The 26,346-nt window shown below is 49.1% G+C and carries 35 protein-coding genes; 11 read left to right on the top strand and 24 right to left on the bottom strand.

What is annotated here, in order from left to right:
* Window positions 1–51 precede the first annotated feature (51 nt).
* From E1N14_RS09825 to E1N14_RS09790, 9 genes are read right to left on the bottom strand one after another with little or no spacing between them, the layout of a single operon-like run.
* On the bottom strand, window positions 52–2,124 hold the full coding sequence (locus E1N14_RS09825) for a ClpP-like prohead protease/major capsid protein fusion protein (protein ID WP_168429406.1): 2,073 nt from the start codon (window positions 2,122–2,124) through the stop codon (window positions 52–54).
* On the bottom strand, window positions 2,033–3,604 hold the full coding sequence (locus E1N14_RS09820) for a phage portal protein (protein WP_025009589.1): 1,572 nt from the start codon (window positions 3,602–3,604) through the stop codon (window positions 2,033–2,035). The genes E1N14_RS09825 and E1N14_RS09820 overlap by 92 nt, the downstream gene beginning before the upstream one ends.
* 24 nt (window positions 3,605–3,628) lie before the next feature.
* Window positions 3,629–3,835, bottom strand: a complete 207-nt coding sequence (locus tag E1N14_RS09815; RefSeq protein WP_025009588.1) for a hypothetical protein — start codon at window positions 3,833–3,835, stop codon at window positions 3,629–3,631.
* Entirely contained in the window at window positions 3,832–5,811 is a 1,980-nt protein-coding gene (locus tag E1N14_RS09810; protein ID WP_025009587.1) for a phage terminase large subunit family protein, read from the bottom strand. The genes E1N14_RS09815 and E1N14_RS09810 overlap by 4 nt, the downstream gene beginning before the upstream one ends.
* Window positions 5,786–6,286: a terminase small subunit gene (locus tag E1N14_RS09805; RefSeq protein ID WP_252727300.1), complete on the bottom strand. Its 501-nt coding sequence runs from the start codon at window positions 6,284–6,286 to the stop codon at window positions 5,786–5,788. The genes E1N14_RS09810 and E1N14_RS09805 overlap by 26 nt, the downstream gene beginning before the upstream one ends.
* Window positions 6,243–6,620 carry a hypothetical protein gene (locus E1N14_RS09800; RefSeq protein ID WP_162173418.1) on the bottom strand — a complete coding sequence of 126 codons (378 nt, stop codon included), beginning with the start codon at window positions 6,618–6,620 and terminating at the stop codon, window positions 6,243–6,245. The genes E1N14_RS09805 and E1N14_RS09800 overlap by 44 nt, the downstream gene beginning before the upstream one ends.
* Window positions 6,610–6,876, bottom strand: a complete 267-nt coding sequence (locus E1N14_RS22225; protein WP_420877397.1) for an Rz1-like lysis system protein LysC — start codon at window positions 6,874–6,876, stop codon at window positions 6,610–6,612. The genes E1N14_RS09800 and E1N14_RS22225 overlap by 11 nt, the downstream gene beginning before the upstream one ends.
* Window positions 6,782–7,255 (bottom strand): hypothetical protein, encoded by a 474-nt coding sequence (locus E1N14_RS09795; protein WP_062793480.1) that lies wholly within the window; start codon window positions 7,253–7,255, stop codon window positions 6,782–6,784. Before E1N14_RS09795 ends, E1N14_RS22225 begins: the two co-directional genes overlap by 95 nt.
* The gene (locus E1N14_RS09790; protein WP_247600880.1) at window positions 7,248–7,769 is read right to left on the bottom strand and encodes a glycoside hydrolase family protein; all 522 of its coding nucleotides are present in this window, start codon (window positions 7,767–7,769) and stop codon (window positions 7,248–7,250) included. The genes E1N14_RS09795 and E1N14_RS09790 overlap by 8 nt, the downstream gene beginning before the upstream one ends.
* 514 nt (window positions 7,770–8,283) lie before the next feature.
* Here E1N14_RS09790 and E1N14_RS09785 point away from each other — a divergent pair.
* Window positions 8,284–8,658, top strand: coding sequence for a hypothetical protein (locus E1N14_RS09785; RefSeq protein WP_025009582.1), 375 nt, complete (start codon window positions 8,284–8,286; stop codon window positions 8,656–8,658).
* Between the two features lie 341 nt (window positions 8,659–8,999).
* Here the strand turns inward: E1N14_RS09785 and E1N14_RS09780 are convergent, their stop codons facing one another.
* The 7 genes from E1N14_RS09780 to E1N14_RS09750 form a co-directional block, all read right to left on the bottom strand.
* Window positions 9,000–9,653 (bottom strand): hypothetical protein, encoded by a 654-nt coding sequence (locus tag E1N14_RS09780; RefSeq protein WP_025009580.1) that lies wholly within the window; start codon window positions 9,651–9,653, stop codon window positions 9,000–9,002.
* A gap of 391 nt (window positions 9,654–10,044) precedes the next feature.
* Window positions 10,045–10,407 carry a hypothetical protein gene (locus tag E1N14_RS09775; protein ID WP_025009579.1) on the bottom strand — a complete coding sequence of 121 codons (363 nt, stop codon included), beginning with the start codon at window positions 10,405–10,407 and terminating at the stop codon, window positions 10,045–10,047.
* Window positions 10,397–10,624, bottom strand: coding sequence for a helix-turn-helix domain-containing protein (locus E1N14_RS09770; protein ID WP_037436526.1), 228 nt, complete (start codon window positions 10,622–10,624; stop codon window positions 10,397–10,399). Before E1N14_RS09770 ends, E1N14_RS09775 begins: the two co-directional genes overlap by 11 nt.
* Before the next feature lie 57 nt (window positions 10,625–10,681).
* Entirely contained in the window at window positions 10,682–11,932 is a 1,251-nt protein-coding gene (locus E1N14_RS09765) for a tyrosine-type recombinase/integrase (protein WP_174539788.1), read from the bottom strand.
* The gene (locus tag E1N14_RS09760; protein ID WP_025009576.1) at window positions 11,932–12,159 is read right to left on the bottom strand and encodes a hypothetical protein; all 228 of its coding nucleotides are present in this window, start codon (window positions 12,157–12,159) and stop codon (window positions 11,932–11,934) included. Before E1N14_RS09760 ends, E1N14_RS09765 begins: the two co-directional genes overlap by 1 nt.
* Window positions 12,152–12,835, bottom strand: a complete 684-nt coding sequence (locus tag E1N14_RS09755; RefSeq protein ID WP_025009575.1) for a replication protein P — start codon at window positions 12,833–12,835, stop codon at window positions 12,152–12,154. The genes E1N14_RS09760 and E1N14_RS09755 overlap by 8 nt, the downstream gene beginning before the upstream one ends.
* Entirely contained in the window at window positions 12,832–13,605 is a 774-nt protein-coding gene (locus E1N14_RS09750; protein WP_082813103.1) for a helix-turn-helix domain-containing protein, read from the bottom strand. Before E1N14_RS09750 ends, E1N14_RS09755 begins: the two co-directional genes overlap by 4 nt.
* 140 nt (window positions 13,606–13,745) lie before the next feature.
* Between E1N14_RS09750 and E1N14_RS09745 the strand changes: the two genes are divergently transcribed.
* A complete protein-coding gene (locus E1N14_RS09745; protein ID WP_152134901.1) occupies window positions 13,746–14,012 on the top strand; it encodes a hypothetical protein in 267 nt (88 codons plus the stop codon).
* Here the strand turns inward: E1N14_RS09745 and E1N14_RS09740 are convergent.
* From E1N14_RS09740 to E1N14_RS09725, 4 genes are all read right to left on the bottom strand, one after another.
* On the bottom strand, window positions 13,997–14,554 hold the full coding sequence (locus E1N14_RS09740; RefSeq protein WP_025009571.1) for a hypothetical protein: 558 nt from the start codon (window positions 14,552–14,554) through the stop codon (window positions 13,997–13,999). The genes E1N14_RS09745 and E1N14_RS09740 overlap by 16 nt on opposite strands.
* Before the next feature lie 347 nt (window positions 14,555–14,901).
* Complete coding sequence (locus E1N14_RS09735; protein ID WP_025009570.1) at window positions 14,902–15,246, bottom strand: hypothetical protein; 345 nt, start codon at window positions 15,244–15,246, stop codon at window positions 14,902–14,904.
* A gap of 188 nt (window positions 15,247–15,434) precedes the next feature.
* A complete protein-coding gene (locus E1N14_RS09730) occupies window positions 15,435–16,028 on the bottom strand; it encodes a hypothetical protein (protein ID WP_025009568.1) in 594 nt (197 codons plus the stop codon).
* Between the two features lie 31 nt (window positions 16,029–16,059).
* The gene (locus E1N14_RS09725; protein WP_025009567.1) at window positions 16,060–16,269 is read right to left on the bottom strand and encodes a Cro/CI family transcriptional regulator; all 210 of its coding nucleotides are present in this window, start codon (window positions 16,267–16,269) and stop codon (window positions 16,060–16,062) included.
* Between the two features lie 156 nt (window positions 16,270–16,425).
* Between E1N14_RS09725 and E1N14_RS09720 the strand changes: the two genes are divergently transcribed.
* Window positions 16,426–17,085: an XRE family transcriptional regulator gene (locus E1N14_RS09720; protein ID WP_081782878.1), complete on the top strand. Its 660-nt coding sequence runs from the start codon at window positions 16,426–16,428 to the stop codon at window positions 17,083–17,085.
* 10 nt (window positions 17,086–17,095) lie between these two features.
* Here E1N14_RS09720 and E1N14_RS09715 read toward each other — a convergent pair whose 3' ends face one another.
* Window positions 17,096–17,971: a DNA adenine methylase gene (locus tag E1N14_RS09715; protein WP_025009565.1), complete on the bottom strand. Its 876-nt coding sequence runs from the start codon at window positions 17,969–17,971 to the stop codon at window positions 17,096–17,098.
* Window positions 17,972–18,041: 70 nt separating this feature from the next.
* Window positions 18,042–19,544, bottom strand: coding sequence for a ParB N-terminal domain-containing protein (locus E1N14_RS09710; protein WP_025009564.1), 1,503 nt, complete (start codon window positions 19,542–19,544; stop codon window positions 18,042–18,044).
* A 210-nt stretch (window positions 19,545–19,754) separates the two neighbouring features.
* Between E1N14_RS09710 and E1N14_RS09705 the strand changes: the two genes are divergently transcribed.
* The 7 genes from E1N14_RS09705 to E1N14_RS09675 all read left to right on the top strand — a co-directional run bounded on the left by E1N14_RS09705 (window position 19,755) and on the right by E1N14_RS09675 (window position 22,224).
* Complete coding sequence (locus E1N14_RS09705) at window positions 19,755–20,081, top strand: hypothetical protein (protein ID WP_025009563.1); 327 nt, start codon at window positions 19,755–19,757, stop codon at window positions 20,079–20,081.
* A 9-nt stretch (window positions 20,082–20,090) separates the two neighbouring features.
* On the top strand, window positions 20,091–20,462 hold the full coding sequence (locus E1N14_RS09700; RefSeq protein ID WP_025009562.1) for a hypothetical protein: 372 nt from the start codon (window positions 20,091–20,093) through the stop codon (window positions 20,460–20,462).
* Between the two features lie 73 nt (window positions 20,463–20,535).
* A complete protein-coding gene (locus tag E1N14_RS09695; protein ID WP_025009561.1) occupies window positions 20,536–20,787 on the top strand; it encodes a pyocin activator PrtN family protein in 252 nt (83 codons plus the stop codon).
* Between the two features lie 11 nt (window positions 20,788–20,798).
* Entirely contained in the window at window positions 20,799–21,095 is a 297-nt protein-coding gene (locus E1N14_RS09690) for a PapB/FocB family fimbrial expression transcriptional regulator (protein ID WP_025009560.1), read from the top strand.
* Complete coding sequence (locus E1N14_RS09685) at window positions 21,092–21,739, top strand: MT-A70 family methyltransferase (RefSeq protein ID WP_025009559.1); 648 nt, start codon at window positions 21,092–21,094, stop codon at window positions 21,737–21,739. The genes E1N14_RS09690 and E1N14_RS09685 overlap by 4 nt, the downstream gene beginning before the upstream one ends.
* A 9-nt stretch (window positions 21,740–21,748) precedes the next feature.
* Entirely contained in the window at window positions 21,749–22,006 is a 258-nt protein-coding gene (locus E1N14_RS09680; protein ID WP_025009558.1) for a helix-turn-helix domain-containing protein, read from the top strand.
* Window positions 22,003–22,224 carry a helix-turn-helix transcriptional regulator gene (locus E1N14_RS09675; RefSeq protein WP_025009557.1) on the top strand — a complete coding sequence of 74 codons (222 nt, stop codon included), beginning with the start codon at window positions 22,003–22,005 and terminating at the stop codon, window positions 22,222–22,224. The genes E1N14_RS09680 and E1N14_RS09675 overlap by 4 nt, the downstream gene beginning before the upstream one ends.
* 45 nt (window positions 22,225–22,269) lie before the next feature.
* Here the strand turns inward: E1N14_RS09675 and E1N14_RS09670 are convergent, their stop codons facing one another.
* Window positions 22,270–23,493, bottom strand: a complete 1,224-nt coding sequence (locus E1N14_RS09670; RefSeq protein WP_025009556.1) for a PIN domain-containing protein — start codon at window positions 23,491–23,493, stop codon at window positions 22,270–22,272.
* Complete coding sequence (locus E1N14_RS09665; RefSeq protein WP_025009555.1) at window positions 23,490–24,677, bottom strand: tyrosine-type recombinase/integrase; 1,188 nt, start codon at window positions 24,675–24,677, stop codon at window positions 23,490–23,492. Before E1N14_RS09665 ends, E1N14_RS09670 begins: the two co-directional genes overlap by 4 nt.
* 178 nt (window positions 24,678–24,855) lie before the next feature.
* Here E1N14_RS09665 and sbcB point away from each other — a divergent pair, with 178 nt between their 5' ends.
* Window positions 24,856–26,274 (top strand): exodeoxyribonuclease I, encoded by a 1,419-nt coding sequence (sbcB, locus tag E1N14_RS09660; RefSeq protein ID WP_025009554.1) that lies wholly within the window; start codon window positions 24,856–24,858, stop codon window positions 26,272–26,274.
* The last annotated feature ends 72 nt before the right edge of the window (window positions 26,275–26,346 follow it).

Here is a 26,346-nt window from a genome sequence, read left to right as displayed (position 1 = left end):
TTTCGGATATAAAGAAGCCGCCCGAAGGCGGCTTAGCTATGTTGGCTGCAGTTATACGCCAGTGGACTTGGCCAGACCACGGTAATCCAACGGCGCTACACCGGCATCGATACGTACCTTGGTGGCCACGCCATCCACGGTGAAGCCGTCCTGCTGCTCGATGTAAGGGGTATCGATACCGTCGAGGTATGCCACCTCAATAGTGTCCTCGCCCAAACCAGCAGCCACGTACCAAGCTTTATCGCTGTTTGTCTTGAGACGAGGTTCTGAGATCACCTCAAGCAAATCTTGAATTGGGTTGGCGATTCCAGCATTAACATCAGCACCTTTGACCGAACTGGATTTGACGGTCTGCAGCATGGTGCGTTTCAGGTTAGGTGGCACCATGGCGAAGGCTGGCTGAATATTCAGCGATTCTTCGCCAATCATCTGCGACTCCATCAGTTCACACAGCGCGCTGATGGTTTCAACGCTGGGCGCACCTGAACCAAGGTTCTTGTGATCGGCATGGAACAAGGCCTTGTTATCGCTCATCTTGGGGTTGCCGGTAATAATGGCCCACACCAGGTTGCCAATTGTGCGCTTGGCAGCTCGCCCCATTTTTTCTGGTACCGACATCAACATGTTCATGTCATCGTTGATGATGGCCTGACGGGTGATAGAGAAAATTTTGCCGTAGGTGGCCAGCATGATTTTTTCGCCGTGGTCAGACAAAGTGGCGTATTTGTACTCGGCCCCCTCTTCAACCTTATCCAGCGCCTTAAAGCCATCTAGGCCAACACGGTTGGCAATCTTGAAGTCGCTCAGTTGGCCTTTCTTACAGAAGCGCTCGAAGGACTCTGGCTGCGCTTCCCAACCCTTGAGCACAGACTTATTGGCCACATCCAGCAGGATATTGCCAAAGTCGGAGCTTGAGTGGGTGAATGCCAGACCAACCATCTGCATCACGTTCATGCTGGCCACACTAATACCACGATCAACCAATGATGCTCTGGCCAGTTCGCGCAGGTTATAGCTTGAATAGCCGTTATCCTTTTCATGTTCGCCGTGGCCGGCACGAGCCATAATGTGAGCGCGAATAGAATCACCAACCAGATTGCCGTTGCCGGCATGGATGATCACACTGCGAGGCTGGGCTGCTGCAGGGGTAGTATTCTCACCGAGTTTAGCCAGGATCTTGTCCTTGGCTTTTTCAGCGGTCATTTCAACGTCAGCAATACACTCGTTTTTCAGCTCGGCAAACTGAGGCCAACTGGCAAACAAGGTGTTCAGCCCATCAACCCGGGTGCGGTTCAGCTCAGCTGCGGCTGCATTGATCTGCTCTTGCGTTGGCTGTGCCGATGGTGCTGGCGATGGAGCCGGCTGGTTAACAGGTGCAGGAGTTGGAACATTCTGCGGGTTAGCACTATTGGCCTGCGGTGCCAGCAGGATTTGAAGAGCTTTAGGCATATTGGCGTAATCCTTCATTCGATTGGATTGGAGTGATGCCGCCATTGCGAGCGGCTCGGTAAGCGTGTCAGCAAAACCCTTTTCAACCGCCTCGCGGCCGGTGAGCCAGGTTTCTTCTGCCAGCAGGGCGTGCAGTTGTTCATCGGTCATGCCGGTCTTGTCTCGGTAGGCACCAACCAGATTGCCTTCTACCTTGTCGAGCAGATCGGCATATTTGCGCATATCATCGGCGTCACCCATGGTGCCACCCCATGGCTTGTGAACCATCATCATGGCGTTCTCTGGCATGACTACCTCGTCAAACGCCATGGCGATAACCGAAGCCATAGAAGCTGCCAGCCCATCTATATGGGCCACTTTGTGCGCAGGGTAATTTTTGAGGATGTTGTAAATAGCCATCCCTTCGAACACATCACCGCCAGGGCTGTGGATGCGTGCAATAAGCTGAGTAATTTTCCCAAGGTCTTTAAGATCTCGGGCAAACTGTTTGGCGGTTATGCCCCAACCGCCGATTTCATCGTAAATCATCAACTCGGCTTCGCCGTTGGCGGATGCTTTGAGGCTATACCAGCTTTTCTCTGGCTTATTGGTCGGCGTCAGTGCGCCTTGCGGCGCGATCAGCGCGGCGCTGGTTAGCGCGGTCGCGCACGCTGCCGCTAGATGAGTTCGTTTCATTTTTAGCTCCATTGGTTTCTGGGTCTGGATCGTTGGCGGTCAACATGCCGTTATCGCGGTTGTATTCAACTTCGCGGCGGCGCTGACGCTTCACTTCTGCAGGGTTGCGGCCTCGCGCCCGAGCCCACTCTGCCTCTGTCGCAGCATTGCCCGCGATCATCATTTCCCAGCCCTCAGCCTCTTTGCGCGGGTCAATCCACGGCATGGTGGGGCCGTAATACTGGGCATCAAATAACGTGCGAATATCCAGCTCGCGCGGCAGCTTTAACGGATCAACTTTGTTAAGTTGCTCAGCAACAAGCCATTGGCGATAAACAGGCCGCGACCAGCCGGCGCAAAACCACTGCTGCAAGATGCGGTTGGATTCATCCTGCTCAACCAATTCTTGGCGCTGGCTTGAGTAACTACCGGCATATTCGCGGGCGATGCTTGAGTAACTGGTACGTGTTCCGGCCGCAGCTGCACGCAACTGGCCATTTCTGAAATCCACCATATGTACATTGGGGCGATTGCTCTCAATCATGCCAACATCCTCGCCGGGTGCGAGGTCGTCAAAGGTCATGCCTGGGGCTATCGGGATTTCCCGGCTGCCTCCGTTATTACCAGAGTCGGTGTACATATCGGGGTTGCCGCGCTTGATGTAAAACGCCAGCGCCGCGGCAATCCGCGCCGCTACCCGCTCACTTTCCTCATAGTCCTTGATATCAGCAAGACGGGTGAGAATGCCGTGAAACACACTCACACCGCGCAACTGATGCAGGCGCTTGAGCTGGGCCAAGTGCATCATGGCCTTGGCAGGGATCTGTTTGGTAACGTGCTTGAACCCCATTACATCAGCGGGGTGCTGCTTGAGTACGTTATATGCAGTGACCTGGCCCCAGTCGTTCACGGTTAGCCCTTGGCGGATCTTCTTTGCCGTATCGTTGAGCTCATAGGGAACAAAGTCAGGCTCAAGCGCTTCGATAGAGTAAGGGGTGCCCTGTGGATTGGGGTGGATAAGACTAGGGATTTTGCCAACCACATGCTGGCCGAAACATTCACCATCACGCAGCGCAGTGCGAAGCACCAAACGCTCAAGCTCTGGACGGGTGTAACGCCCTGTTACATCAGGCTTAAGACTCCAGGCAGCAAAGCGACGCGCCAGTTCTTCGGCAAAGTCACCGAGTATATTGCCCGCCATGTCTTTTGGCTGCGGCTCCACCACAATGCCATTGGCGCCGACCACCCTCTCTTCCAGCCGGTCGAGAATGCCGATACTGAGATCGTGGTTTTCATCCAGCCAGCGTGCTTGCTCTCGCAAGTTTTTGCCGGCGGCGAATACAGCCTGGTTTGCACCTCGGCCTTCACGCTTGCCCTTATGAGTGCGGCTTGGGCTAGCGGCTTCATACGCCCTGATATTCTGGTATTGCAGTGTGGAAACAGCACGTTTTAGCGCCCACGCGGGCGAGACTGTGACAATGATGTCATTGAGCCAACTCATGAATGCCCTCGGGTTTGTGTTGATTTAATTGAAAGTGGCCAGGCTGGCACCACCACGTTGGCGCCCTATGGATGCCAACCGCCGTTCCCATTCCTGACGTCCTTTGCGAATGGACTCCAGATCTTCCATTGCCATCTGCTTGCCGTTGATAGTGGTGGACTTGCCATCCAACACATCAATTTCAGCCTGCAGATAAACGGCAATCATTTTCTCGATTTGCTCTTTGTTCACAGCCAGCCTCCGCCGGACGTTTTCAGCCAGCCATTGCTCTCGCTGGATTTTGTTTTTTGGGGTTTGGGTTTTGGTTGGGTATGCTCAGGCTCAGGTTCACTTTCCTGACTTACGGCCTGCAGGCTTAGCTTTTCGAGATCTATGCCGAAACGCTCAATGGCGATATAGAGCGCGGCCAGGGCATACACAAAGCAGTCCAGCGCTTCATTACGGCGATTCCCGTTGTCCCAGCGATAAACTATCTTGCCGTCCCTACGCTGAGGGATCTTGCGTTCTGATGTCAGTTGCTGCAGCTCGGTTTCATCGCAGATACTGTCATCCATTGGTAGGTGGATGGCATTTGCCTTCGGAACAGATGGATCAGGCTGGATTAACAAGTGAGACATCAGCTGTTCTTTGGCACCATCGGTACCAATTTCAGTTAGGTAAACTCCTTTGCGATTTCGCTTGCGAGGGAAATTGGCAATAGGCTTGCCATAGGTTTTTGCACCAAAGATAGGGATAACCCTTTGGATACCCATACGCTTTGACATTGAGACAACTGTATCGTGGTAGTGACCACCGGTATCCCAACAAATAATCCCGATGTTCAGAATGATTCCATCGGCACGGGTATAAGTTCTATTTAACCTATCTTCAACCCTGCCCAGGAGTTCATTGTCATCAGGACGGCCGTGAAGAATGAATCGATCAATCAACCACTTTTCTTTGTTGGCTCCCCAGCCCCAAATTCTGCCTTCATAGCGATTGTCTTGAGTATCAACACCTGCTGTGAGATAAACGACACGCTGCGGCATCTTGCCATCCGGATACATTTCCCGGCGGCGAAGAAGATCTTCCCATTCCAGCTTTTCGCCGGTGTCATCATCCCAGGGTTGGCCGAGCTTGGTATTGACGAATGTTTGCAGCTTTTCTTTGTCGTCCTTGGCCTTGTAGAAGTCGGCCACCAACTTTCGCCAACTTGAAAGGGGGTTGTAGGCCGACCAAATGTAGATAGCTATGTTTTCAGGGGTGGCTATCTCGCGGCCTTCGCTGTCGAAGAACGCCAGAAAATCTCTAGTCCAGATGCCTGTTTTTTCGCAAATCCACTTGGCATCAGGGTGTTCCTGCATGGCCGTGAGGCATTTGTTTTCGATTACGCAGGCGCAGTGTTCACACAGGTAATAGGCGGTTTTGGGGTCGTCCCCATGCCACTTGATACCAAAGGGCTCGTCTTTGCCACCCCACTTAAGCCGCTGTAACTCACCGCAGTGAGGACACGGCAAATAGAAATGAAAATGGTGAGGGCTTTCGCTGCAGGCCTTCTCCATTTGACAGCGGCCAAGTATCTTTGGCGTTGAACCACGGATAGACTTTGGAAACACCGACAACTCAACTCGAGTATCACCAAGCCCGGTAGCGTTGCCTTCATGCTCAATGGATTCATCGAAGCCGGCCAACTCATCGTAAATCACATCATCGGTTGATATTTCACGATAGTTGGCAGCAGCCGTGCCACCTCGAACCATCAAGGTTTTGCCGTTGGAAAACATCTTATCTTCCAACGTGCTGTCTTTATGCTTCTTCCCCAGCCATGGCGCAAGAGCGCGCCATACTGGAATGTCCCGGATAGCCGTTTCAACGTGCTTCTTCATAAAGCTGACGGCTTGCTTATCGCGGGGCTGATAGATAAGCACATTGCGCTTTTTGTGCTCTATCTTATAGCTGGCATTGGCCATCAGCATTTTGGTGTAACCAACCCGCGCCGACTTCATCACATTCAGAGTGGTGATCAGGTCGTTACCCATGGCATTGAGAATGCCAACCTGGAACGGCAGACTCTTCCACTTACCCTCTGAGTAACTGGACTCAGACGACATATAAAAATGCTCATCGGCGTACTCAGCGCATGTCATCCTTGGCGGGCGCCACATGGCTTTGAGTCCAGCAGTAACCGCAGCTTTCAGATTGTTAATCTGTGCTGCGGAGATATTCATCCAGATAATCCTCTATACGTTCCCCGATGCCTGACGCGATATTGCCCGCCTTGATGATTTCGGCGCGCATGGTTTCCAGTTGGTGTTCGTCGGTGTCGGGGTGTTGCCTTTTGACATTGAGCGGTGCCTGGTCGAGGATTGGACCAATTTGCACCGCTATTTTGTTAAGAAGGAAAGTGGCGAAACCAACCTCTACAACTAACTTTCGGTCCTTATCGTTCTTGAGCTCTTGCCCATCCGCCTGAGCTTTGGTCAGACGCCAGCGCTCAAAGTCGAGGTTTGGCTTTTCGGGATCATCCTCTGGTACTGATGCAGCAAACTTTCGCTCGGCATGGCCAACCCGGTTGGCCACTACATCGGCCACGGAATATAAACACTCACGACCGCGCTTTTCTCGAAAGTTTACTCCCCACTTATCGAAGGCCTGAGTGCTAATCCCCAGGCTTGAGCACAGATCCCGCTTGTTCAGCAACACAACATCCGGGGCTTTGGGTGGAGTTTTTCTCATGCTGATCTGGCTGCCTGTTCACTTGACGGGGGTTTAACTGCTCCAGCTTTGCCTGAGCCAGTCGCATTTCAATTAGGTGAAGTTCTTGCGCCCTCGACTCTGCGCTGGTGTGCTCTTTGTCTTTGATACGCCGCAGATACGCGTTGTGGGCGCGGTTACCCAAATAGGTTGCAATAGCCAACACCATCCCCAGCACTACAGCTACCTTGTCCACGGATAGCAGCCCCCCAATAGCGCTGGCGAAAGAAGATAAATAGCTGGCCAGATTGAAGGCCTTTTGCGCTGGTAGGTCATTCATCATGCGCACCCTGTTTCGGTACAGGCTTTCGCTGCTCGTTCAGAAACAGTTCGAGGCGTTGCCATTGAGAGTCACAGTTGGAGATCACGGCTAGCAACCGACTGATGTAGCCGGTATGGTCGCCATTGTCGGTACCGCCAATCGGATAAGGTGGCGGGTCACATCTACCAATGATCTGAGGTGGGATCTCTACAGGCCTCGGCACCTCGATTGTTACGGTGCGCACAATTGGCGGCGTTGCTGAGCAACCGCTGAACATCATCAGGCACAGCAGTGCCCATCCACTGGTTAAGGCTTTCATCATGGCTGCTCCTGTATTCACCTAGGGTAACGCTGAGAACTTCTTGGCGACCGCGAATACCAGCCAAGTCGGTGCGATATTGCTGCTCAGACACGGCGAGCGCCGTCAGCTGCTGCCATATCTTGGCTTTATCCGCTTCCTGCCTTTCAACGGCAGTCGTCAGTGCCGACACATCCAGTTGCAGCCCGAGTTGATTGGCGCTGGCGGTTTCAAGATTCGCCTGCAATAGGCTGACCTCTGAGCGAGTGACAGTGAGTGCCAGACCCAAGGCCACACAGGCCAGAATAAGACCGCCAATCAAGTACAGATGGGCGCGGCCGGCGGCAACTTTAATCATGTGATTGCTCCTGAATGCAGAGTTGATGTCGTTCCTGTGCTCTTGTCCACACGCCCATGCAGCGTTTGTTGCCTGGGGTTGAACAGTCAAAACCGCCAACTGTGCGATATTCTGGCAGCAACAACGCATTACAGGCTTCAAGGTGACGGCCTTTCAGCAAATAACTGCGCATAGCCGATTCGCGCCATCGGCCAATGCCATACTGGTATACCCAATTGATATAGAGGTCGTATTCGCCCTGCGTCATTTCAACGCCAGGCAAGCTCTCCTTAAAGCGCACTTCATCGTTTGCGACATGGGCCTGGGTTGTTTTCAGGGCCTGCACTGGCGTGAGCTTGTCGCCAAGCTTCACTGGTTTACCGTTGGCATGATAGGTCGAGCCGAAGCCCACTGTAGGCCTGTCACCTTGCATCGGGATAGTCGCCGATGGGGAAAATCCCTCAGATACGACCAGGGTGATAAGAGCTGCGGCCGATAAGCTTAAGCTGGCCACTTTGATCCTGTTGGTCATCATGGCTCCTTAGATTCATTCATATAGGTAGGCTTACTGATGGATTAACCGGGCGCCAACCGGCGGCTGCGTCATCCCTCTAGGGGTTCTTCTCGCTGACTATGCTCCAGGGCGAGTGCTCAGTGGGGTATCAATGTAAACGCGCTTACTTTTACGTGGCATCGAAAGCCCTAAAGTAAAAAAGACCCGATGAGGGTCTTTGGTGGTTGGCAGTCATTTTTAGCTCTGGCGAGCATGCCATAAACATAGCGATTTTCGGGGGGCAAAAAAAACCCTTTTCTGTCCGTTTTAGTCCTAGATCTGCCCCATTTGATAAATGCGGTTTGAAAGTTGTGTGTTAACACACAAGTTTGTTACCGATATCGGATGGCGAGACAAGCCTCTCAGTACAAACATCAATGAAGTTAAAACAATTTCAATCAAGGTTGTGGCTCACAGTTCACTAACTTACTAATTGAAATTTAAAGATTTTGCTATATATTTCGATGAATTAAAACACTAACTAAGAGGGCCTTCAATGAAGTACGCTTTAACAATATTACTTTGCGGAATATTAAGCGGATGTGCATATACACCTATTGCAATGGAGTTTTCTAACGAGGAACCCGCGCTAATTGGAGAGGCTGGAGGTGGAGGCTTTGAGCTATCAAACTTAGAAGGCACTACCTGCGTGGGCTCTTACAACCTCCTGTCTAACTCTAAGCATATCATTACTGACATAACATGCTCAGATGGAAGAACAGGAAAGGTTCAGGTATTGAGGACAGGCCCCAGTCTTACGAATGGTTCTGGATATGGTGTTTTGAGCGATGGAACCAAAGTAAGGGTACTCATTGGCGATATGGTTCACTACCGTGACGCACAAGGCGTGTGGGAAAAAGTTAAGCTGTAAATAAACAAAGCCCGCAGGAAAGGGCGCGGGATTCGGTTTACTTATGACAGGAGTCTAAATCTGTCACTGAAAGCCTAGTACAAAACCAAACATATGCAAAAGATCGGCGTGATCAAAAAAGGATCTGCAAAGTTGGTGTATCAGCGAACCATGGACCAGGCGAAAACCCATAAGCATTTTTGCATTTACAATCAACAGATTGTGATACAGAGAAGGCACCTAGGAAAGGTGCCTATAATCAATGGTTATAAAACAACAACCAACCACCAAAATTTTTCATATGTAGTGAAGGATTGCGAGTCCCCGCCCCCGCAATACAGTTGGTGAGAAGGACCCGCAAACTATATTTGGAGCTTCCTTAGTTCAGCTATGCAATTTCCAACAGCAATATTCTTTTTTTGCTGCTCATTAAACCATTTAGAGTAAAAATCTAAAGCCTCTTCATTAGATAAAGAGGCAGCATTCAAATGATTCGCATCACCGTAATCAACCACAAAATCACAATTCAACAAATTATCAACCGCCTCCAACAAAACAGGTGACGTATGTATTTGTTTTGCGTAATTCACTTTATTCTTTATTGATTCTAAAATATACCTATCCTTAGTCACTAATTCATTATGTTCAAGATAAAATTTTATCCCAGCCTTAAATTCCTTTCCTTCCCTATCGGCTAATACAGAATCAAATATCAGCTCGTTAATATTTGACTGGTGCGTCCTAATTTCCGACAACCTTTTTTCAAACAATTCAGCTATCTCATATAACTGATTAAGATCATGTACTTTTTTGTCACGCACATATGTCATGTAGGCATATGCAATACCCATAACACCTAAGATTGTTGCGATATTGGCCAAAAATGATGTAATCTCTTTTAAAATATTAAATTCCATCCCACCAAACCAAGCAACAATCAAGTTAAAATAAACCCCTGTCAAAAGCACGAAAACTATAAACAAAGGAACAAAAAAATACTTTACATACCCAATCATTTTTCAATCACCAAATAAATTAGTACAAATACACTTTCACTAACATCACTAAAAAATTTATCGCAACCAAGATTTCAAATGAATCATGCATACGAAATTTAACACAATTGAAAACTTCCGAGTTTACGCACAAGAACGTACTACAACCATAAATCTTCGTAATTTTCTACAAAAATAACAGATTATACTTCCTCTATGATATATTTATCACATACGCAATTACATTTTTCATCAACACATACAACGCTTTGCCTACTCTTCGCAAACACACTATTGCCATGCATACCTCCACAGACCTTTTCACTACAATCATGGTGATCACAGGTCGTTTCAAACATATAACCTATAGGCCGACCAATTGAATCATAGCCACTGTTTCACCATCCCATACTCACCTCACCAGCGCCAGTTCTGCGCGTCTTAACCAGAATACAAAGGACTTACGACTGTCGAAGTCCAGCAATGCCCACTTACCCCGGCACAGGTACTGAGCTCGAATAGCTCGGCGGCACTCGGGCGCCAGCTGCTCAATGCGCCAGTCGTAACGAATAACCCCGGGCGGTGGGTTAATGTCACGCTCACTCACTGTCGTTCCGTAGGTGATAGGGTCCTTGAGCCGGTCACAGCTACTGCGGACGGCGTACCCTTTGCCATACTCATGCCTGAGCCACCAGTTAGCCCACGCTCGCAACTCGAGGCGGAGCTGCTTCATGTTCATCAGCGCTTCATGCTGCGCATCGTGCTTATGCTGCATCGGCCAGCCCCCTTAAGTTGAACAAGTCCAGGGCAAAAATATCAGCACAGATGGCGCAAAGGTCGTCATACGGTACCGGGCTTTGTCCCTTCTCCCAGCGCCGATAGGTTTTGACATTCACCCCGTAGGCGCTTGCCACTTCCTCCTGGGTCATTTGGCGCAATCTCCGCCCCATTGCCAGCAGTTTTGCCCCTGATGCTGCCGCCGCTTTTGCCATCCTAAAACGCCCCTTTTCGTGCAATTGCATCCTCTTTTGACAATGATGCAGTGATCATCACAGCCACCCGCTTGCCATCTGACTTTGCCCGTTACCAAGATCTGAATGCGATCTAGGGATTATCTCGGGCGCGATCTGATTAAATCCGCGCTCAATCAAATACTGGTGATACTGCTCAAGTGCCTGGCTCACCCCTGCATTGAGGGATGACTGAACATAGGTACGCAAAAGCACAGGCAGGGAGTGATTGAGCAACAACTCACCAATCACGGTATCAATACCAATCTCAGCAATAATGGTGCGAAAAAGCCGCCTGATATCGTGTGAAGTGAAGTATTTAAAGCGAAGGCCAACAGACCAATCCTGAGCAGTGCGCACAGCAATAGGCGCCTGACCTCGGCCGGGGAACAGCCAGGCACGCTTGCCAACATTGGCCAACTGCCAGCGGCGGTAATGATCAATCAAAGCCCGGGCAGATTTGGTCAACGGCAACCGCAACTCATTACCGTTTTTGGTGTTTGACGGCGGTATCACCCAAACATCGCCGGTGAACTGGTCCCACCTAGCCTGGCGGGTTTCATTGATACGGGTACCAAACATCATCATCAACACAAACAGCATAGCCTGAACCATCACAGTCTCTGATAACAGCTTGAACAGCTCGCCAAGGTCAGAGTCATACAGCCTCGCATCCAGCGCCTTTGGCAGCCTCACACTGGGCTTGAACCCGGCCAAAGGGTTGCTATCGAGCAAGTGCAGCCCAGCGGCAGAACTGAACGCCGTCTTGAGCTTACTTACCACCTCCACCACATAGCGGGGCGAATACCCATCAGCCAGCATCGACTTAACCAGCGCACTATCCAAATCACTCCAACTCAGTGATGCCAGCGGCAACTGCCCAGCCCTTGGGATCAAGTGCCTGGTAACTATCGAACGCACATTCCGGCGCCAACTCACACTCATAGTCGTGTTATCTGCCACATGCCCGACATACCAGGTAACCACATCAGCCACAGTCACAAACTGCCCAAACATAACCTCACCTCCAGCTGCTCGCTCGGCCAGAGTGGCCGGCAGCTGCTCCAAAAACGTATCGATACACAGATCCGGCCAAGTGCCCACCTTGCGCCATCGAGTCACGTTCTGCTCATTGAACACCAGAAAAATACTCGCCTTGGTGCGCTCACCATTGGCCCGCAGTCTCACTGTCGGATACTGAGGATCCCGATAATCCCGGGTAACACCGCCGCTCAACCAACGGCGCAGCGGCGCCCGCTTCAGCTTGCCAACTTCAACACCGCTCGCCATCAAGCCACCATCCTGTATTCATAGGTTTTGTTCGTACCCTGGCGAATGCGCTTCATCCGCTTTTCGGCGGGTAACTCCCGCCAACGGGCACTCAGAGCTGTTTCGCTATCAAGCGTTCCAAAGCGTTCTCGGCTTAACCGCTGAAGCTCAAACAACGTGTGCCACTTGCCATCATCCAGCATCGCAACCAAGCGTTGCTTCTGGGTTTTCGGTAATTGCTTACTCATCGTTTGCTCCTTTCGTTGTCCGTAGGCCAAACTTCACCCGTAAATCTGCAATGTTCGCTCTTGCTTTATTGGCCGCTGTAGGTCGAGTAACCCTCGTTGGCAGTGCCTTGGGCAGATTAAAATCAATCTCCTCACCATTGGCATAACGGCGGATCAACATGGTGTAATTGCGCTCAAATACCTTGAACGAATCATCTGCTGTGGATGCCCCAAACAGCCAACTCCCGCCAGACTCACGCAACGCCAACCGCACAATGGCATGGCTCCACTTGTGTTTGGCAACATGCGAGTAATGCCGCATAGCTTCACGATAAGCCTGCTCAACGCTTGGCAGTCCTAAATCATCGGGTTCCGCATGGCACCAATGGCAAAACTGCAAAGGCGAAGGCCAAAACTGCCGCTTACCATCGCGCTCACAACGGGCACGGTTAATGCCACGCTGCACCACTTCAACGCTGCCAATGCGCTGCGCTACCAAGGTTTTCAACCATTCCGCCTTCATGCTGGGCTCTTGCTCAGGCTTGGGCGCCCCAATCGGAAACAAGATTTTCAGCTTCGCAAACACGCTATCAATCAGCTGCCCGTCAAACTCCGACACCACAGGGCGCGATTGCTGCGCCGACGGCATAAAATCCAACGCCTGAATCGGCTGTGGTTGATGGTTTCGTTGTGTCATATCAGCGGATCTCCATCGTCAAAAACATTGCTGGTCCAGTGCTGCAGTGCCTGGCCACTGGTTGGCACCAGCCCACGGTTTACCGCCCAATCAAACTTGAACCCCTGCCAGCCCTCGCCCAACGTCACTCGCAAGCAGTCATCCACACTCATGCCAGCTGCAACCGCCTTGTGCAGCTCAGGGGCAACGTAATCAACCGCACCTTGCGTCAAGGGCTTCTTAGCCGCTGCGCGTGCTTTCACCCAATCGGCAAATACCTCATCCGATGGCGCCGCAGGCCACTTATCAAAAATAAACTTGTCGCTTGGAGAATTGCGCTTGGCGGGCACGCCAACACGCTCTTGGTTCATTGACTGGTTAAATGACTGGTTCTGAGTACCGTTTTTGGGACTATTCAAAGTACCGTTTTTGGGACTATTTCCTGTCCGTTTTTGGGATGATTCCGTTTTCGGAACCATTCCGCTTTTGGGACTGTTATCACCGGTGCTTATTGGCTGCGAAACATCCACCAAATTCAGACGGTAAATCTTCACCTTGCCCGTTCTGCCGGCTCGCTTACCCGTATCGGTTAGCACACCCGCGTCTTGCAGCTTGGCAATGTTGCCAATAATGGTTTTACGGTCCAGGCCCGTGTCTTTCACCAACCGCTCAACCGACGGATAACAGCGGTGATACTCGTCCGCACGGTCAGCCATCGACAACAACAGCAATTTCAAACTCGCAGGCTTAATCGCTAACGACCAAGCCCAATCAGTCGCAGCACGGCTCATAACCCACCCCACATTGCGCAAGGTGTTGAAACTGAGCTACTATCACCACGCAGCTCACTTTCTCCACGAATGTTGTTGCACTCGCCCACCAGTCCGCCAAGATCGAGTGGGCGTTTTACTACCATCAAAAGGAACTTGATATGCCGAAAAACCGCAATGAATACGGCGTTGTAATTGCTATTCACCGCAAACGGGGCATGGTGGCTGTCAGCATCGAAGGCACCGGCATCACCGTTTTTAATGTGGTTGACTCTTACGACATTGAGCTGAACGATGTTGTTTACGGCCCGTTGGATTACGTTGGTGGTCAAACAATTTTTCATCCCGCCAAAAGGCAAGAAATTCAGGTTGTTGTTGAAGCCACCGGCTGCACTGAAAAGAACTTTCGCCATCACATGTCCTCCTGAGTTATCTTGCGCAGTAAGTTGTCGTGCAATAGCTCTAACAACGCACGCCGTTCACCCCAGCGTTTCAAGTGCTCCTCAAGCCCATCGAATGGCTGCACATAACGCTTGCGTAGCATCACCTCATCACAACGGCCTTGCTCCATTTCCAAGTAAGCCAAAAAGTATTCAACGGCCGCAGTGGGCATCGGCAATGCACGCTGCCCAAGCAGCGCCTCATTCACAATGGTTTTTGCCACCTCATCGAACTGCTGTCTCACCGTATGGTGATCAATTTTTGATACCAAAACGTCATACCAACCCACATTAGAAACGGCACTAATTAACGCGTTTCGGATCAAACACTGCATGTGCCTCGCATAAATCTCATGCGCGTTCATGCCATCAAAGCAAGCACCGTCAGATTGCATCGGCACCAAACACAAAGGCTTTTCTGCATCCAAAGCGACAGGCGTTAACATGGCGTCATACTGCGCTCGCTGCTCTCCAGTTAAGTGGCTGTTTAGCGCCACAAGACCATCATCATTTTTATTGTCCATGCTCATACGTCACCGCCTTGCGCCAAATTGACGCACATCAATGGCTTGGCTATGATGACCAAGCCTGAACTCAGGTAAGCGCCCGCAGCTGTCACTAAACTAACGCGGGCGCTTCTGTTTTTGTGGCTCATGCGGCCTCCGGTCCATCGTCAGGCAAACGGCAGCCTGCGTCATACAAACGGGCGCAAATGCCGGTAAAGCTGGTTGAGTGAGAACGCGCCGCAATAGCCGCCATTTTGGCTATCTGCTGCTCTGGCGCTCACTGTCTGGCTGCCGGTGCTTTTGGCGGTTGGCCATAAACTCAAACGCCTCGCGTTCCTCTGCCGTTTCGATGCTGATAACATTGCCTTCGCTCATATCGCCTCCAATCCCAACGTCTTGCGCAACGTAGAGCGCAACACTGCAACAAACTCATGCCAGGCCAGCGCCAACGCTTCACGCTGTTCCATTTCGTCAATCACCCGGTCAAGTTCCAGTGATGCCGCCCTGAATGCGTCTATCGCCAGCCCTCTCTCAATTGAGTTTGCCGGCAGCTCAATCGCCACTTGATAGGCCACCACAGTCGCGGCATATGCCTTGCCAATCACCGCCAAGGCGCCGCGCGAAAACCCGCAGCGGTTCGCCTCACGCCAAGCGTTAACGTTCTCAGCCTGCATTTGCGGGTAAATATCGAGTTCAATCAGATCAAGCTCGTCCATGCTTCCTCCTGTTAATCCATTCAAAATCATCACGGCAATCCGCATCACAAAAACGGGCCTCAGCGGCAACCGGAGCACTGCAATACAAACAGCGGCCGGTGCTTGCAGCTGCCTGCGCTGGCTTCCTTGCTTGGGCTATTGCCAGGCTGTCAAACAGCTCAGATACCCGTTGGGCTTCGTCTGCTTCGTTACTCATTGGCGGTGGCTCTGCCAGCGCGAAGGAAAGAAAACTCGGCTTCCAGCAATTGAATACTGGCCTCAGTCGTCGCCCGCGATTCCCTCAGCTCACGGTGGCATTGAATAACCTGCTCGCGGGTCGGCTGCGAGCCTAGGGTAATAACCGCAATCTGTGCTTCGCTGTTTTCCTTGGTGAGAATTGCCGCCACCCTGCCCGGCTCCAACTGCCCGCCAACAAGGCCCGAGTCTGCAACTACCGTTACCCCTATCGGGCCATACACATCATTCAGGTAAGCCATACGCAAATGCGTTGGCATAGCGGCAAGCAAAGCTTGCTCTACATGAAACAGGCGTTCCGGGTTTGGATGGCACTCTTGATACTGGCCGAGCCAGCGGAAGATCTTCTGGGCATTGATCCTGGAATCGTTGTAAGGGTCGTCGGTTCGCGCAAAGCTAATCCCCTCTCTGGCCAGTGGCTTTTTCAGGCCCAGGCGATCAACAACCTCCACAACGCTGGCCGCCAGTGATGCACGGCTCACCTTGGGCAACTCCAACCAGCGGTGAATAGCAACCATTAGCAGGTCAAGGCGTGATTTGTGTTTCATGGCTAAACTCCCTTTTAGGTTTACCGTGTAATCAAGCTGCTTGCTGCTCGTCATCATTTTGCGAATCATCAGCCATTAGCTTGCCGTTGGTGATGCGTTCGAGCTGATACGCTCTAAGTGGCGGGACGTTATCGCCCCATTTGGAAACTGCCGCTTGGCTGATTGGGAATCCTGCTTCGGTGAGCGAAGCAGCAACCTTTTGTTGAGTTTGAAAGAAGTTGAGTACGTCAGATTTTTTCATGATGTGACACCTTTCCGTTGGTCATGCCCTGATAATATAACCAAAGTAAATTACACATCAAGAAAAATATTACCATATGAAAGTGATTAAATATAACCTGCGTAATATCATTCGGATATGAATACGAATCCTCTCAGCACTAACGTAGTGCAGCGCATGAAAGAACTTGGCATTTCTCAAAAGGAGCTGGCTGAGCTTTCTGGCATTTCTCAACCAATGGTTCACAAGTTGGTATCAGGCAAGGTAAAGTCCTCCGCAAAGATTGTGGAGCTTGCGCGCGCCCTAAAGTGCTCACCAGAAAGATTGCTTTATGGTATTGAGCAAAGGGCAGATGATGAGATTTCAGAGTATTCGGGTTCGTTTGCTGTCTGGGATGACAAAACACCGCTGGGCAAAGACGAACTTGAAGTGCCGTTCTTCACTGAAGTGAAACTGGCAGCAGGCAACGGCATTGTGGCCGATATCGAAAACCACGGTCCTAAACTGCGCTTCTCTAAATTAACCATGCGTAGTCAAGGCGTGGAGCCAGCTGCTGCTGTATGTGTGAAGGTTTCGGGTAACAGTATGGAACCGGTTTTGCCAAACGGCAGCACTGTCGGTATTGATACTGCCAACAAAACTATTGTCGATGGGAAAATGTATGCCATTAATCACGATGGCATGTTGCGGGTTAAGCTGCTCTATACCCTTCCCGGTAATGGCTTACGCCTGCGCAGCTACAATCAAGATGAATACCCTGATGAGAGTTATAGTGGCGACCAAGTAAAAGTGATTACCGTTATTGGTCGCGTGTTTTGGTATTCTGTGCTGCTGTAAGATTTTGAATTTAGACTGCTAGCTTTAGCGGCATATTCTTATGCAAAAAATCTTTGGAAGGTATTTCGACATCAGGGCCATATATCATCACTTCTGAGCCCTTTCTTTTCTCCTGAGCCGTATAACTCAAAAAATATGAGTCTTGACGATAGTCCTTATATATCTCTCTAATTTCAGGCACATCATCGTATGAAACGATCCAAGGATGACGGACATTTGCCATTGTTGCAGCTATTTCAACATGATCATCATGATTGTAGAAGTTACGGTATAACCCAGAGCCCTTAACGTAGTATGGAGGATCAAGATAAATTAGTGTCTTTTTAGGCAAAGTCGGAACAACCTCGCGAACTAGTTGTACAGCATCCATGTTGTAGACAAATATTCTTTCTTTGTAACGACCAATCAGCTCTATTCGCTTAATCAAATCTTTCTTGTTGTAGCGAACATCCAACTTCCATTTACCAGACTGTTCTTTCCCGCCGATTACACCAGCCTTAAGGATGCCGGAACGGTTTGTTCGATTAAGAAAAAATGTCGCGAACGCTACATCTAAAGTTGAGTATTCCTCAACATTCGCAAGCACATTCTTCTGAACATGCCAATTGTCTATAGTAACTGGCGTATCACTGATCAGTTTGCATAGATCATCATTGTGCTCTTTAACAGATACCCAAAAGGCATACACTGCAGGGTCATAGTCATTAATGTGAATTTTTGATGCGTACTCATTGAACAACAGTTCAATCGCTACTCCAGCACCGCCAGCGTATGGCTCCAAATAATGACCATCTAAAAGCCCATTTGCTTCAAAGACTTGCTTCACAAACTGAGAAAATTTTCCTTTACCACCAGGGTACCTCAAGGGAGTTGCAAATTTCTTCATCTTAATAACTATCTTTTTGAGCCTTCCGCATATGAAAACATAAACTACAAGTAATGGCCAGCACTGAAGCCTAGCCCCAAATGGTATCAAAAAGAGGTTTATATGTCTCAGCAACACTATTCAATTCCGTTGGAATTGGTGCCGAAAACTGATTATGTACCAATTGGTTGAGATGTTCTATTGAACCTATAGAACTATCATTAGAGCCTGTCGCTCTGTTACGTATAGCTCGACTTTGGGACTTATCGAGTAAAGTAAGCTGCTCTAACTTCGACACCACAGCAACTAATTTTACTGAAAGCTTATCATCGTCTTTAATTGGCTTGTGATTATCAACACGACATACTTGATCATTTGCTGCTTTTTGATTAGAAATGAAGGTATCTAATGTGAGCTCAAGGAACACTCTAAACATAACTCCAGCTGCATTAGGCGACTCATGTACATTTATAGAATGTCTCAATTCACGATAAATTTCGTTAATTCTGGAGTTGGTTATTTTGAGGGACCATGGGATTAGGTGTTTCCTCATTAAAGTCGAAGGCTTAGCTTTAATTTTAGGATTGTTTGAATTGTCTTCGCCGCTCCCGCCGCGATTGTTCCCTGAGTTATTGTTATCGTTGTTGCCATTACTACTATCATCTGCGGTATTTCCATTTCCCGTAGAATTAGTACCTCCGGAATTTGGTGATTGACCTGAATCTGTAGCATTGGGAACTTCGGTTGAAGCTGCTTTTTCCTTTAGTCGAACTGGTAAAAGTTCAGGCGGAATATGACCAATAAATTTCACTCGATCATCATGATTCCGTATATCATTTACATTATAGCCTTGTGTAGTAAAGAGGTTTATTGCGAAATCAACAGATGGTGCAATAAAATGTAGTTCCAAATTTGGCTCAAGGACCCGGTTCTTTACTTGAAGCATAAAGGCTTCCTGCGCAGGCTTTGAGCTGAATAAACGCGTAAGTGTAGTAACAGGAATATACATAACGCCTTTAACAGTCTCATCAGAAAAAATGTGTTTGTTATCTTTAACTAAGTTTCTAATTTGTCTACCAATAGACTCAACGCCGGTAAGCCGCGCTCTTCTCTCATCACGAATGTCGCTGTCCCATCCTACCCGACCAACGCCCCCGTTTGGCCCGGTGTGTTTGAGTTCAATCCAAATATCACCACTTTTTCTGTCTGGTACTACACTGCATTCTACTTCTGAAGGGAGCTGAAGATTTTCTATGGCTGAGATAATTTCTTGAATTGACTTGGCAATTTTACTATCTGACGCAAGATCTGGATTTTGTAGCAGTTTAAGGGCGGTCAGTCTACGATTTCCCTCAAGAACGATATAACTACTTTCGTCAGATGGATCTGGTGTAACTAACTGTAATTCAGTTGGATCCAGGCCAAATTTTGCTATGTGCTCAGCAAGCTTAACTATTTTCTTGGCATCTTCTGGATCAGCCATCATGAGATCTAGGGCTTCACGCTGATTCTGGGCAACATCACCGCCAAACCTGACGTTTTCCTGATCAAGTTTGATTGAATTGACAGATAAAGATTGAATATTCCTTGCCACGTAAAAACTCCATTGTCGAATAGATAACCGTATCAATTATATCGATTTTATATGTTTCATAATCAGAAAGCTTCATCAGTTGCTCACAATAACAGAAATAAATTGAGAATACTGATTGAAGACATCTTACAAAACATGACCAAAGTAATTAACCAAAGTAGTTTACTTTGGTTATATTTAACCCGTACCACTTAACCAGAGGACGGGACCATGCCAATTCTGACCACCAACCCAAGCACCGCGAAGGAACGCGCCGAACACCGCTTGTTAGTGTCACTGCGCTTCGCCTGCTTGATGACCAAGCACAGCAATCCAATGGACTGCCCACGGGTAAAGCAACGTGTGGCAGAGTTGGAGCGCTACCTCTACCAACACCATCCAAGCCAACGGTTCGACCAGGTATATGTCGATTGCGCTGGCGAACTTGGTGAAAGCTTTGCCCTTCGGGTACACAGCCAAAACTACCAAGCCACTATCTGGCGCAGCCATCATCATGCTGCCGCTATCACACCGCTGTTTAGCAACGCTATTGCGTAGGAGGCCGACATGGACTGCCAATCAACTCGCACCCGCACTGCCCGTAAACCGCACCAATGTTGTGAGTGCCACACCACCATCAACCAGGGCGAGCAATATGCCTTTACCTCAGGTGTATGGAACGGCGAACCCGCCAGTTTTAAAACATGCCATAACTGTTGGGAAATACTCGCGCAAACATCACGTTATGTGAATTTAACAGCAAGTGAATGTGATGACTATCCCTACTTTGGTGGATTGGTTCAATGGTTTGATAACCGCATTACCTGCGACTTCCAAGGCGAGGCCTTTGTTTTGGAAATGGCCGAGGCCATCCAAGTACCGCCACAGCAGTTAGCCACCCTACTCTGCATTGAGCTAACCAAGGAGGCAGCGGCATGAAGGGCGAACACATCTTCAAAACCTTAATGGGTTGGGTGCTACTCAAGCCGCTGGAGCAACAAAAGGAGTCGCAATGAATACTGTGTTTTTACTGATGGCTGAGCACAGCGCGGCCATTGTCCCGCTGGAGTCCATTTGCGAGAAGTATTTTGGCATGAACCCCACCACGGCAGCCAAAAAGGCCAAGGCCGGGTTGTTGCCGGTGCCTGCGTTCCGCGGGGGCGAAAGCCAGAAAGCCACTTGGCTGGTAAACCTCACCGACCTGGCGGCATACCTCGATAAAAAGCGCGCTGCGGCAGCAGCGGATCAGGTTGAAGCGGCGTAAGGAGAACGGCAATGAAACACCTCATCCCCGGCATGGAAAGCCAAGAGCGCTTTGAGCTGCTAATCAGCTTCACCGATATCACATCAGAGCCAATGATCAGCGCCTTGCAGGATCACTATGTGAAGGGGCACCCGGCCAGCGTGGCCGCCAAGATTAATGGCATAGACCCGGGCAACCTCAGCACTAACCAGAAATCAATGGAACAAGTTGCCGCCCGCATCGAGCGTGTGAAGGAAATCGATTGGCAGCGCTTTGGCTACAAAGCAACGAATAGTTGTGGGTTAACCAACAAGGAGGCGGCTCGATGAGTTATCAAATTATCTATGCTGACCCTGCCTGGCAGTTCAACGACAAGAACCAGAACGGCAACCGAGGCGCCAGCTGTAAGTATGACGTTATGAGCCTTGAGCAAATGAAGGCCATGCCGGTTGCTGATATGGCGGCGGCTGATTGCACCCTGTTCATGTGGCACGTTCCCGCCATGCCATTGGAAGCACTGGAACTGGTAAAGGCTTGGGGGTTCACCCTTAAGACCATGAAGGCATTCACCTGGGTAAAGCTGAACAAACGCTTTTTAAACAACCTGCAGCGTGAATTTAGAGTCAACCAGATTGACCTGCAAACCATGCCGGAAGAACAACTGCTTCAGTTGCTGATGGCCGCCACCAAGATAGGCCTCGGGCACTGGACCCGTGGCAACACTGAGGATTGCCTGATTGCTGTTAGGGGTAAGCCCAAGCGTCAGGGCAAGGGTGTGCGGCAACTCATTATCGAACCGATACGCGAGCACTCACGGAAACCGGATTGCACTAGAGACCGCATTATTGAACTGATGGGTGATCTGCCGCGCGTAGAGTTGTTCGCCCGTCAAAATCACCCAGGGTGGCATGCATGGGGTAACGAAGTTGAGCACTCAATCCCATTACTCACTGCCGGCAACAAAGCCGCTTAAGGAGACTATATGGACCAGATAGCAGAACTCTACAAACGCGGCCTGAGCTTTGAACGAGTAGCCGCTGAACTGCAGTTGCCTGTTCATCGAGTAAAGCGCCACCTGCAAAGCTTGGGGATCACCCGCTCACGTACCGAGGCGGTGGCCATGGCAAACAAGCAGCAAGAGCAACGGCCGAGTTACTTGGATATTGCAGAACGAAAGGAGGCGGCCCCTTATGCCCGCTTCCTGCATCAAATGGATCAATTGAGGAGGAAGGCAGCATGAGTAATGAGCAACAGCAAACAACCCAACTGGTAATACAGCACACAGAAGAGAAACTGTTTTTAACCACCAAAGAGGTAATGGAACGTTACCGGCTTTCCAGCCCCACAACACTGTGGAACTGGCGCCGTAAAATTGGTTTCCCCGCTCCTATTCACAACGGGAGGTTTTACTCGAGAAAGCAGCTGGAAGCTTGGGACAGAGAGCAAGAGGCGGCTTAAGGAAATGGGCAAGTCAGTAGCGAAGATACTGACTTGCCCATTACTTTAGAATTGATGCCGCTTATATTCATTAATAGCTTTAAAAAGTTTATACTGCAATATTAAAAATTTCATGCTTGTACGTCCTTCAGTTGAAAAACCATTCAACCTGCTGCACAAACCGGCAATTGTATCAAGTAAAGACAACCTTTTGTCGCTAATATCACCAAGTCTAGGAATTTGTCTTCTCTCTTCTTCCATAACCCATGCCCAAATAGATTCAAAATCCTTATTTATCAAAAAACTATTTAGAGCATTCGCATCACCTGAATTAACAAAATCCTCGAAATCACTCAAATGATGACTTATTTCAGGCGTAGAACCTTCACCACTTATGGTATCTTTCAAGAGTGAATCAGTATAAGTCAACTCTTGCACTTCATGAATACTTTTATCACTAACATTCAATTTAAGATAGTCTGTAGCGAAGTCGAAAAACTGATCAGAAGTATACATATGAAACTTCTTTCCTGTTTGAATTAAAAACTCTTCTAACAACTCCGTTCTAGGGCCTATCAAATCCTTATTGTTTTTATGCCACCAATCTATTTTAACATCATCAGTAACAAAGATAATATCAACATCTTCACTCTTCGCGTAGTCCATAATTTCATCCCAGATGATGTAATCACCATAAGCACGGAGTTTATCACGAAGTGCAGTGCAGTCTTTGGCCTTAGATCCATCTTCAAATCCTGGGGGGGTTTTATTCTTAAATCTATTCTCTGCTTCAGTGGTAATTTTTTTCAGTTCATCTTCAGACTTTGACGGACCAACCTTACCATCAAAGATATCTGATACGTCGTCAAGTATATCATCGACATTGATTCTTGATGCATGTTTAGCTTTCCCAGCCTTTAACTCTTCTGAAAGCTCTTCAAATAGTTCATTCGATCTCTTATGTAAATCCTCACCAACAAAAGGGTGCTGTTTTGAGTGATCGATATCCCTTTTTAATTCTCTTATTTTCCCGACTGCTTTTTCATATAAATCCAACTGAGAGTTAATGACACCCAAACGACCATTAAAGAATTCCAACGCTACTCTATTAGGCATAAAACAACGTTCACTCAGGCCTCTAATAACGTTTAAAAAATCATTCTTGGTTTCATTTGAATATCGGTATAAGTTTAGCAATATATTTGTATCAAAAACAAATACAGCCTTATCAAAAATTTCTTTTAACTCTTGCTCTGTTTTTTTATAAAACCATGGAAATGTTGCTCTCATATCGTCCCTGCACTGGTGTTATTTAATAATTTTGAATTCCACAACGTATAAGCAGTTCGCTGTTCATCAAGCCAATCATGCTTGTTATATACCGCCATTACCCCGCCGAGCACATGGCCAAGCATTTTCTCGGTTACATGGGGCAATACCCCTACCTCACTGAGCCTGGTAGACAGAGTGCGACGGAAATCATGCAAGCGCCAGTGTGGAATATCCATTCTGGCACGTATCTCACGCACTAGCTTATTGACCGATGCTACCCCCAGGGGCTTTCTGTGCTCATTAGGGGCCGGAAAACTCCACTCTGACTGATAAAGTGACCACTGCTGCTGCAGAATGGCCAGTAAGTCTTCCGTGATTGGCCTGCGAACAGGCAAATTAGTTTTACTATTTTCAGCAGGTACTGTCCAGACCATGGACTCCAAATCATAATCGGCACGCTTTGATTTCAACAGCTCAGAGATCCTTGCCCCGGAGTACAAGCAAGCCTTTATCGAGTTGATAACTGTAGTAGTTGCACGGCTTTTATCTAACTCAGCGAGTATTTTATGGCACTCGGGAAAGGTAAGTACCCTGTCACCTACCTTGGAGGGTGAACCAACATCAGATACACGCAGTTGAAGTACATCAAGATTAGAGATCATCTGCCGGCGAATAGCCCAATTGCATATTGCTTTTACGTGCTTGAGCATGGCGCCTGCAGTTACCCGGCTGGTTTTGGCGATACCGTCGAAGAAATCGATCCACTCACTCATAGTGATTCTTTCAACTGGTTTACCGGGGAATGCGTTGAACAGATAAGCATTGAACGCAGAACGATAGATAGCAACTGTGCCCGGCTTTAACCCTGGGGCCCGTAGCTGCAAGAATGCCTCACAGATATCTTTCAGTGTAGGCATACCTTCTTGGGTAGTTCGGTGTTTCCAGTAAAGGCGTGGGTCTGTACCATTACTCAATACATTGCGGATTTCAGGAATCAGCTGCCTCGCTTCTGCAACCTTTAAGTCGGGATATCGGCCAACAGATAACCGACAAGACTTTCCTTGCCAGCGAAAACGCCACTGCCATGTTATAGTGCCCTGAGGTGTGATGCGTACCCCAAGGCCATCACGGTCTGAAAGCTCGGGTTTACCCTGATATGGTTTGCCAAGAATCGCGCGTAACTTAGCATCAGACAAAGACATTTCACTAACCTGTGTACATATTTTAGATTAAGCATAAGTTAGCTTGAGCAACATGTACACAGGTATGTACACACATGGGTTCAAACGGTCTTAAAATCTGGTGAAAACAAATAAACAAGCATGGTCAGCGTTGGCGATATTTATCAGATAGTTGAGCAGAATATTTGAAGAGTTATAAATGACAAGAAACAACGATACAATGCCAACAATATTCTGGCATGATTATGAAACATTCGGTGCTAATCCGGCGAAAGACAGGCCGGCGCAGTTTGCCGGGATACGTACCGATCTGGAGCTGAACATCATTGGCGAGCCCGAGACCTTTTACTGTCAGATAGCCAGCGATTACCTGCCCTCTCCCGAGGCGATCCTCATCACAGGTATCACGCCGCAGCTGGCGAATGGCAAAGGGCTGCCGGAAACCGAGTTTATGGGGCGGATCAATGCCCTGTTCAGCCAAGCCAATACCTGCGTCGCCGGCTACAACTCGCTGCGATTTGATGATGAGGTCAGCCGTTATGGTTTTTACCGTAACTTTATCGATCCCTATGCCAGAGAATGGCAGCAAGGCAATTCCCGCTGGGATATTATCGATCTGGTTCGGGCCTGCTATGCCCTGCGCCCGGACGGGATCAACTGGTCAACCAAAGAGGACGGCTCTCCCAGTTTCAAGCTCGAACATCTGACCCAGGCCAACGGACTCGGCCATGAAAAGGCTCACGATGCCATGTCAGATGTTTACGCCACCATAGCCTTGGCCAAACTGATCAAAGAGAAACAACCAAGACTGTTTGACTACTATTTCAAACTCAGACGTAAGCAGGCAGTCTCTGAGCAAATCGATGTACTCAATATGCAACCTTTGGTGCATATCAGCTCCAAGATCCCGGCGACTCAGGGCTGTGCCACTCTCATTGCCCCTGTGGCCCATCATCCGGAGAACAAGAATGCCATTGTCTGCGTTAACCTGCATATGGATATCAGCCCGCTGATTGAATTGGATGTAGACAGCATTCGCGAGCGCCTCTATACGCCAAGAAGCGAATTGGCAGAAGATGAATTACCCATACCGGTTAAACAGGTGCATATCAATAAGTGCCCCTTTATTGCCACCGCCAAGACACTGACCGATGAAGCCGCCGAGCGGATTGGATTTGACAAGGCCTTTGCCCGCGAGCAATACAAGCGCCTGCGCCAGCATCCGCAGATCCGCGCCAAGCTGGCAAGCCTGTTTGATACCCCAAGGGACAACCAGAGTACAGATCCGGATCTTATGCTCTACAGCGGAGGATTCTTCTCTCCGGCGGATAAGGCCAAGATGGAGATGATCCGCCATACCGCCCCCGATAATCTGGCGGCGCTGGATCTCAGCTTTGACGACCCCAGGCTCAAGGAGATGCTGTTTCGTTACCGTGCCCGCAACTATCCTTCGACACTTACGGACAAAGAAACACTGCGCTGGCATGAGTTCTGTCAGCAAAGACTCAACGATCCGGATTATGTCATTCGCTTGGAAAATCTGTTGGAAGAAACTGCCGAAAATGAAAGTCACCAGCGACTTCTCAAGGCTCTGGTGCAATACTTACAGGCGCTTTAACGGAATTTTGCGAAGCCAGTCCCGTTTCCACTGTAACTTCCTGACTAAACTGGATAACCATTAGCTTAACAT

The organism is Shewanella algae (assembly GCF_009183365.2).
Lineage (GTDB): Bacteria > Pseudomonadota > Gammaproteobacteria > Enterobacterales > Shewanellaceae > Shewanella > Shewanella algae.
The sequence above is the reverse complement of the archived record's forward strand: the minus strand, read 5'-3'. Positions and strand labels throughout refer to the sequence as shown.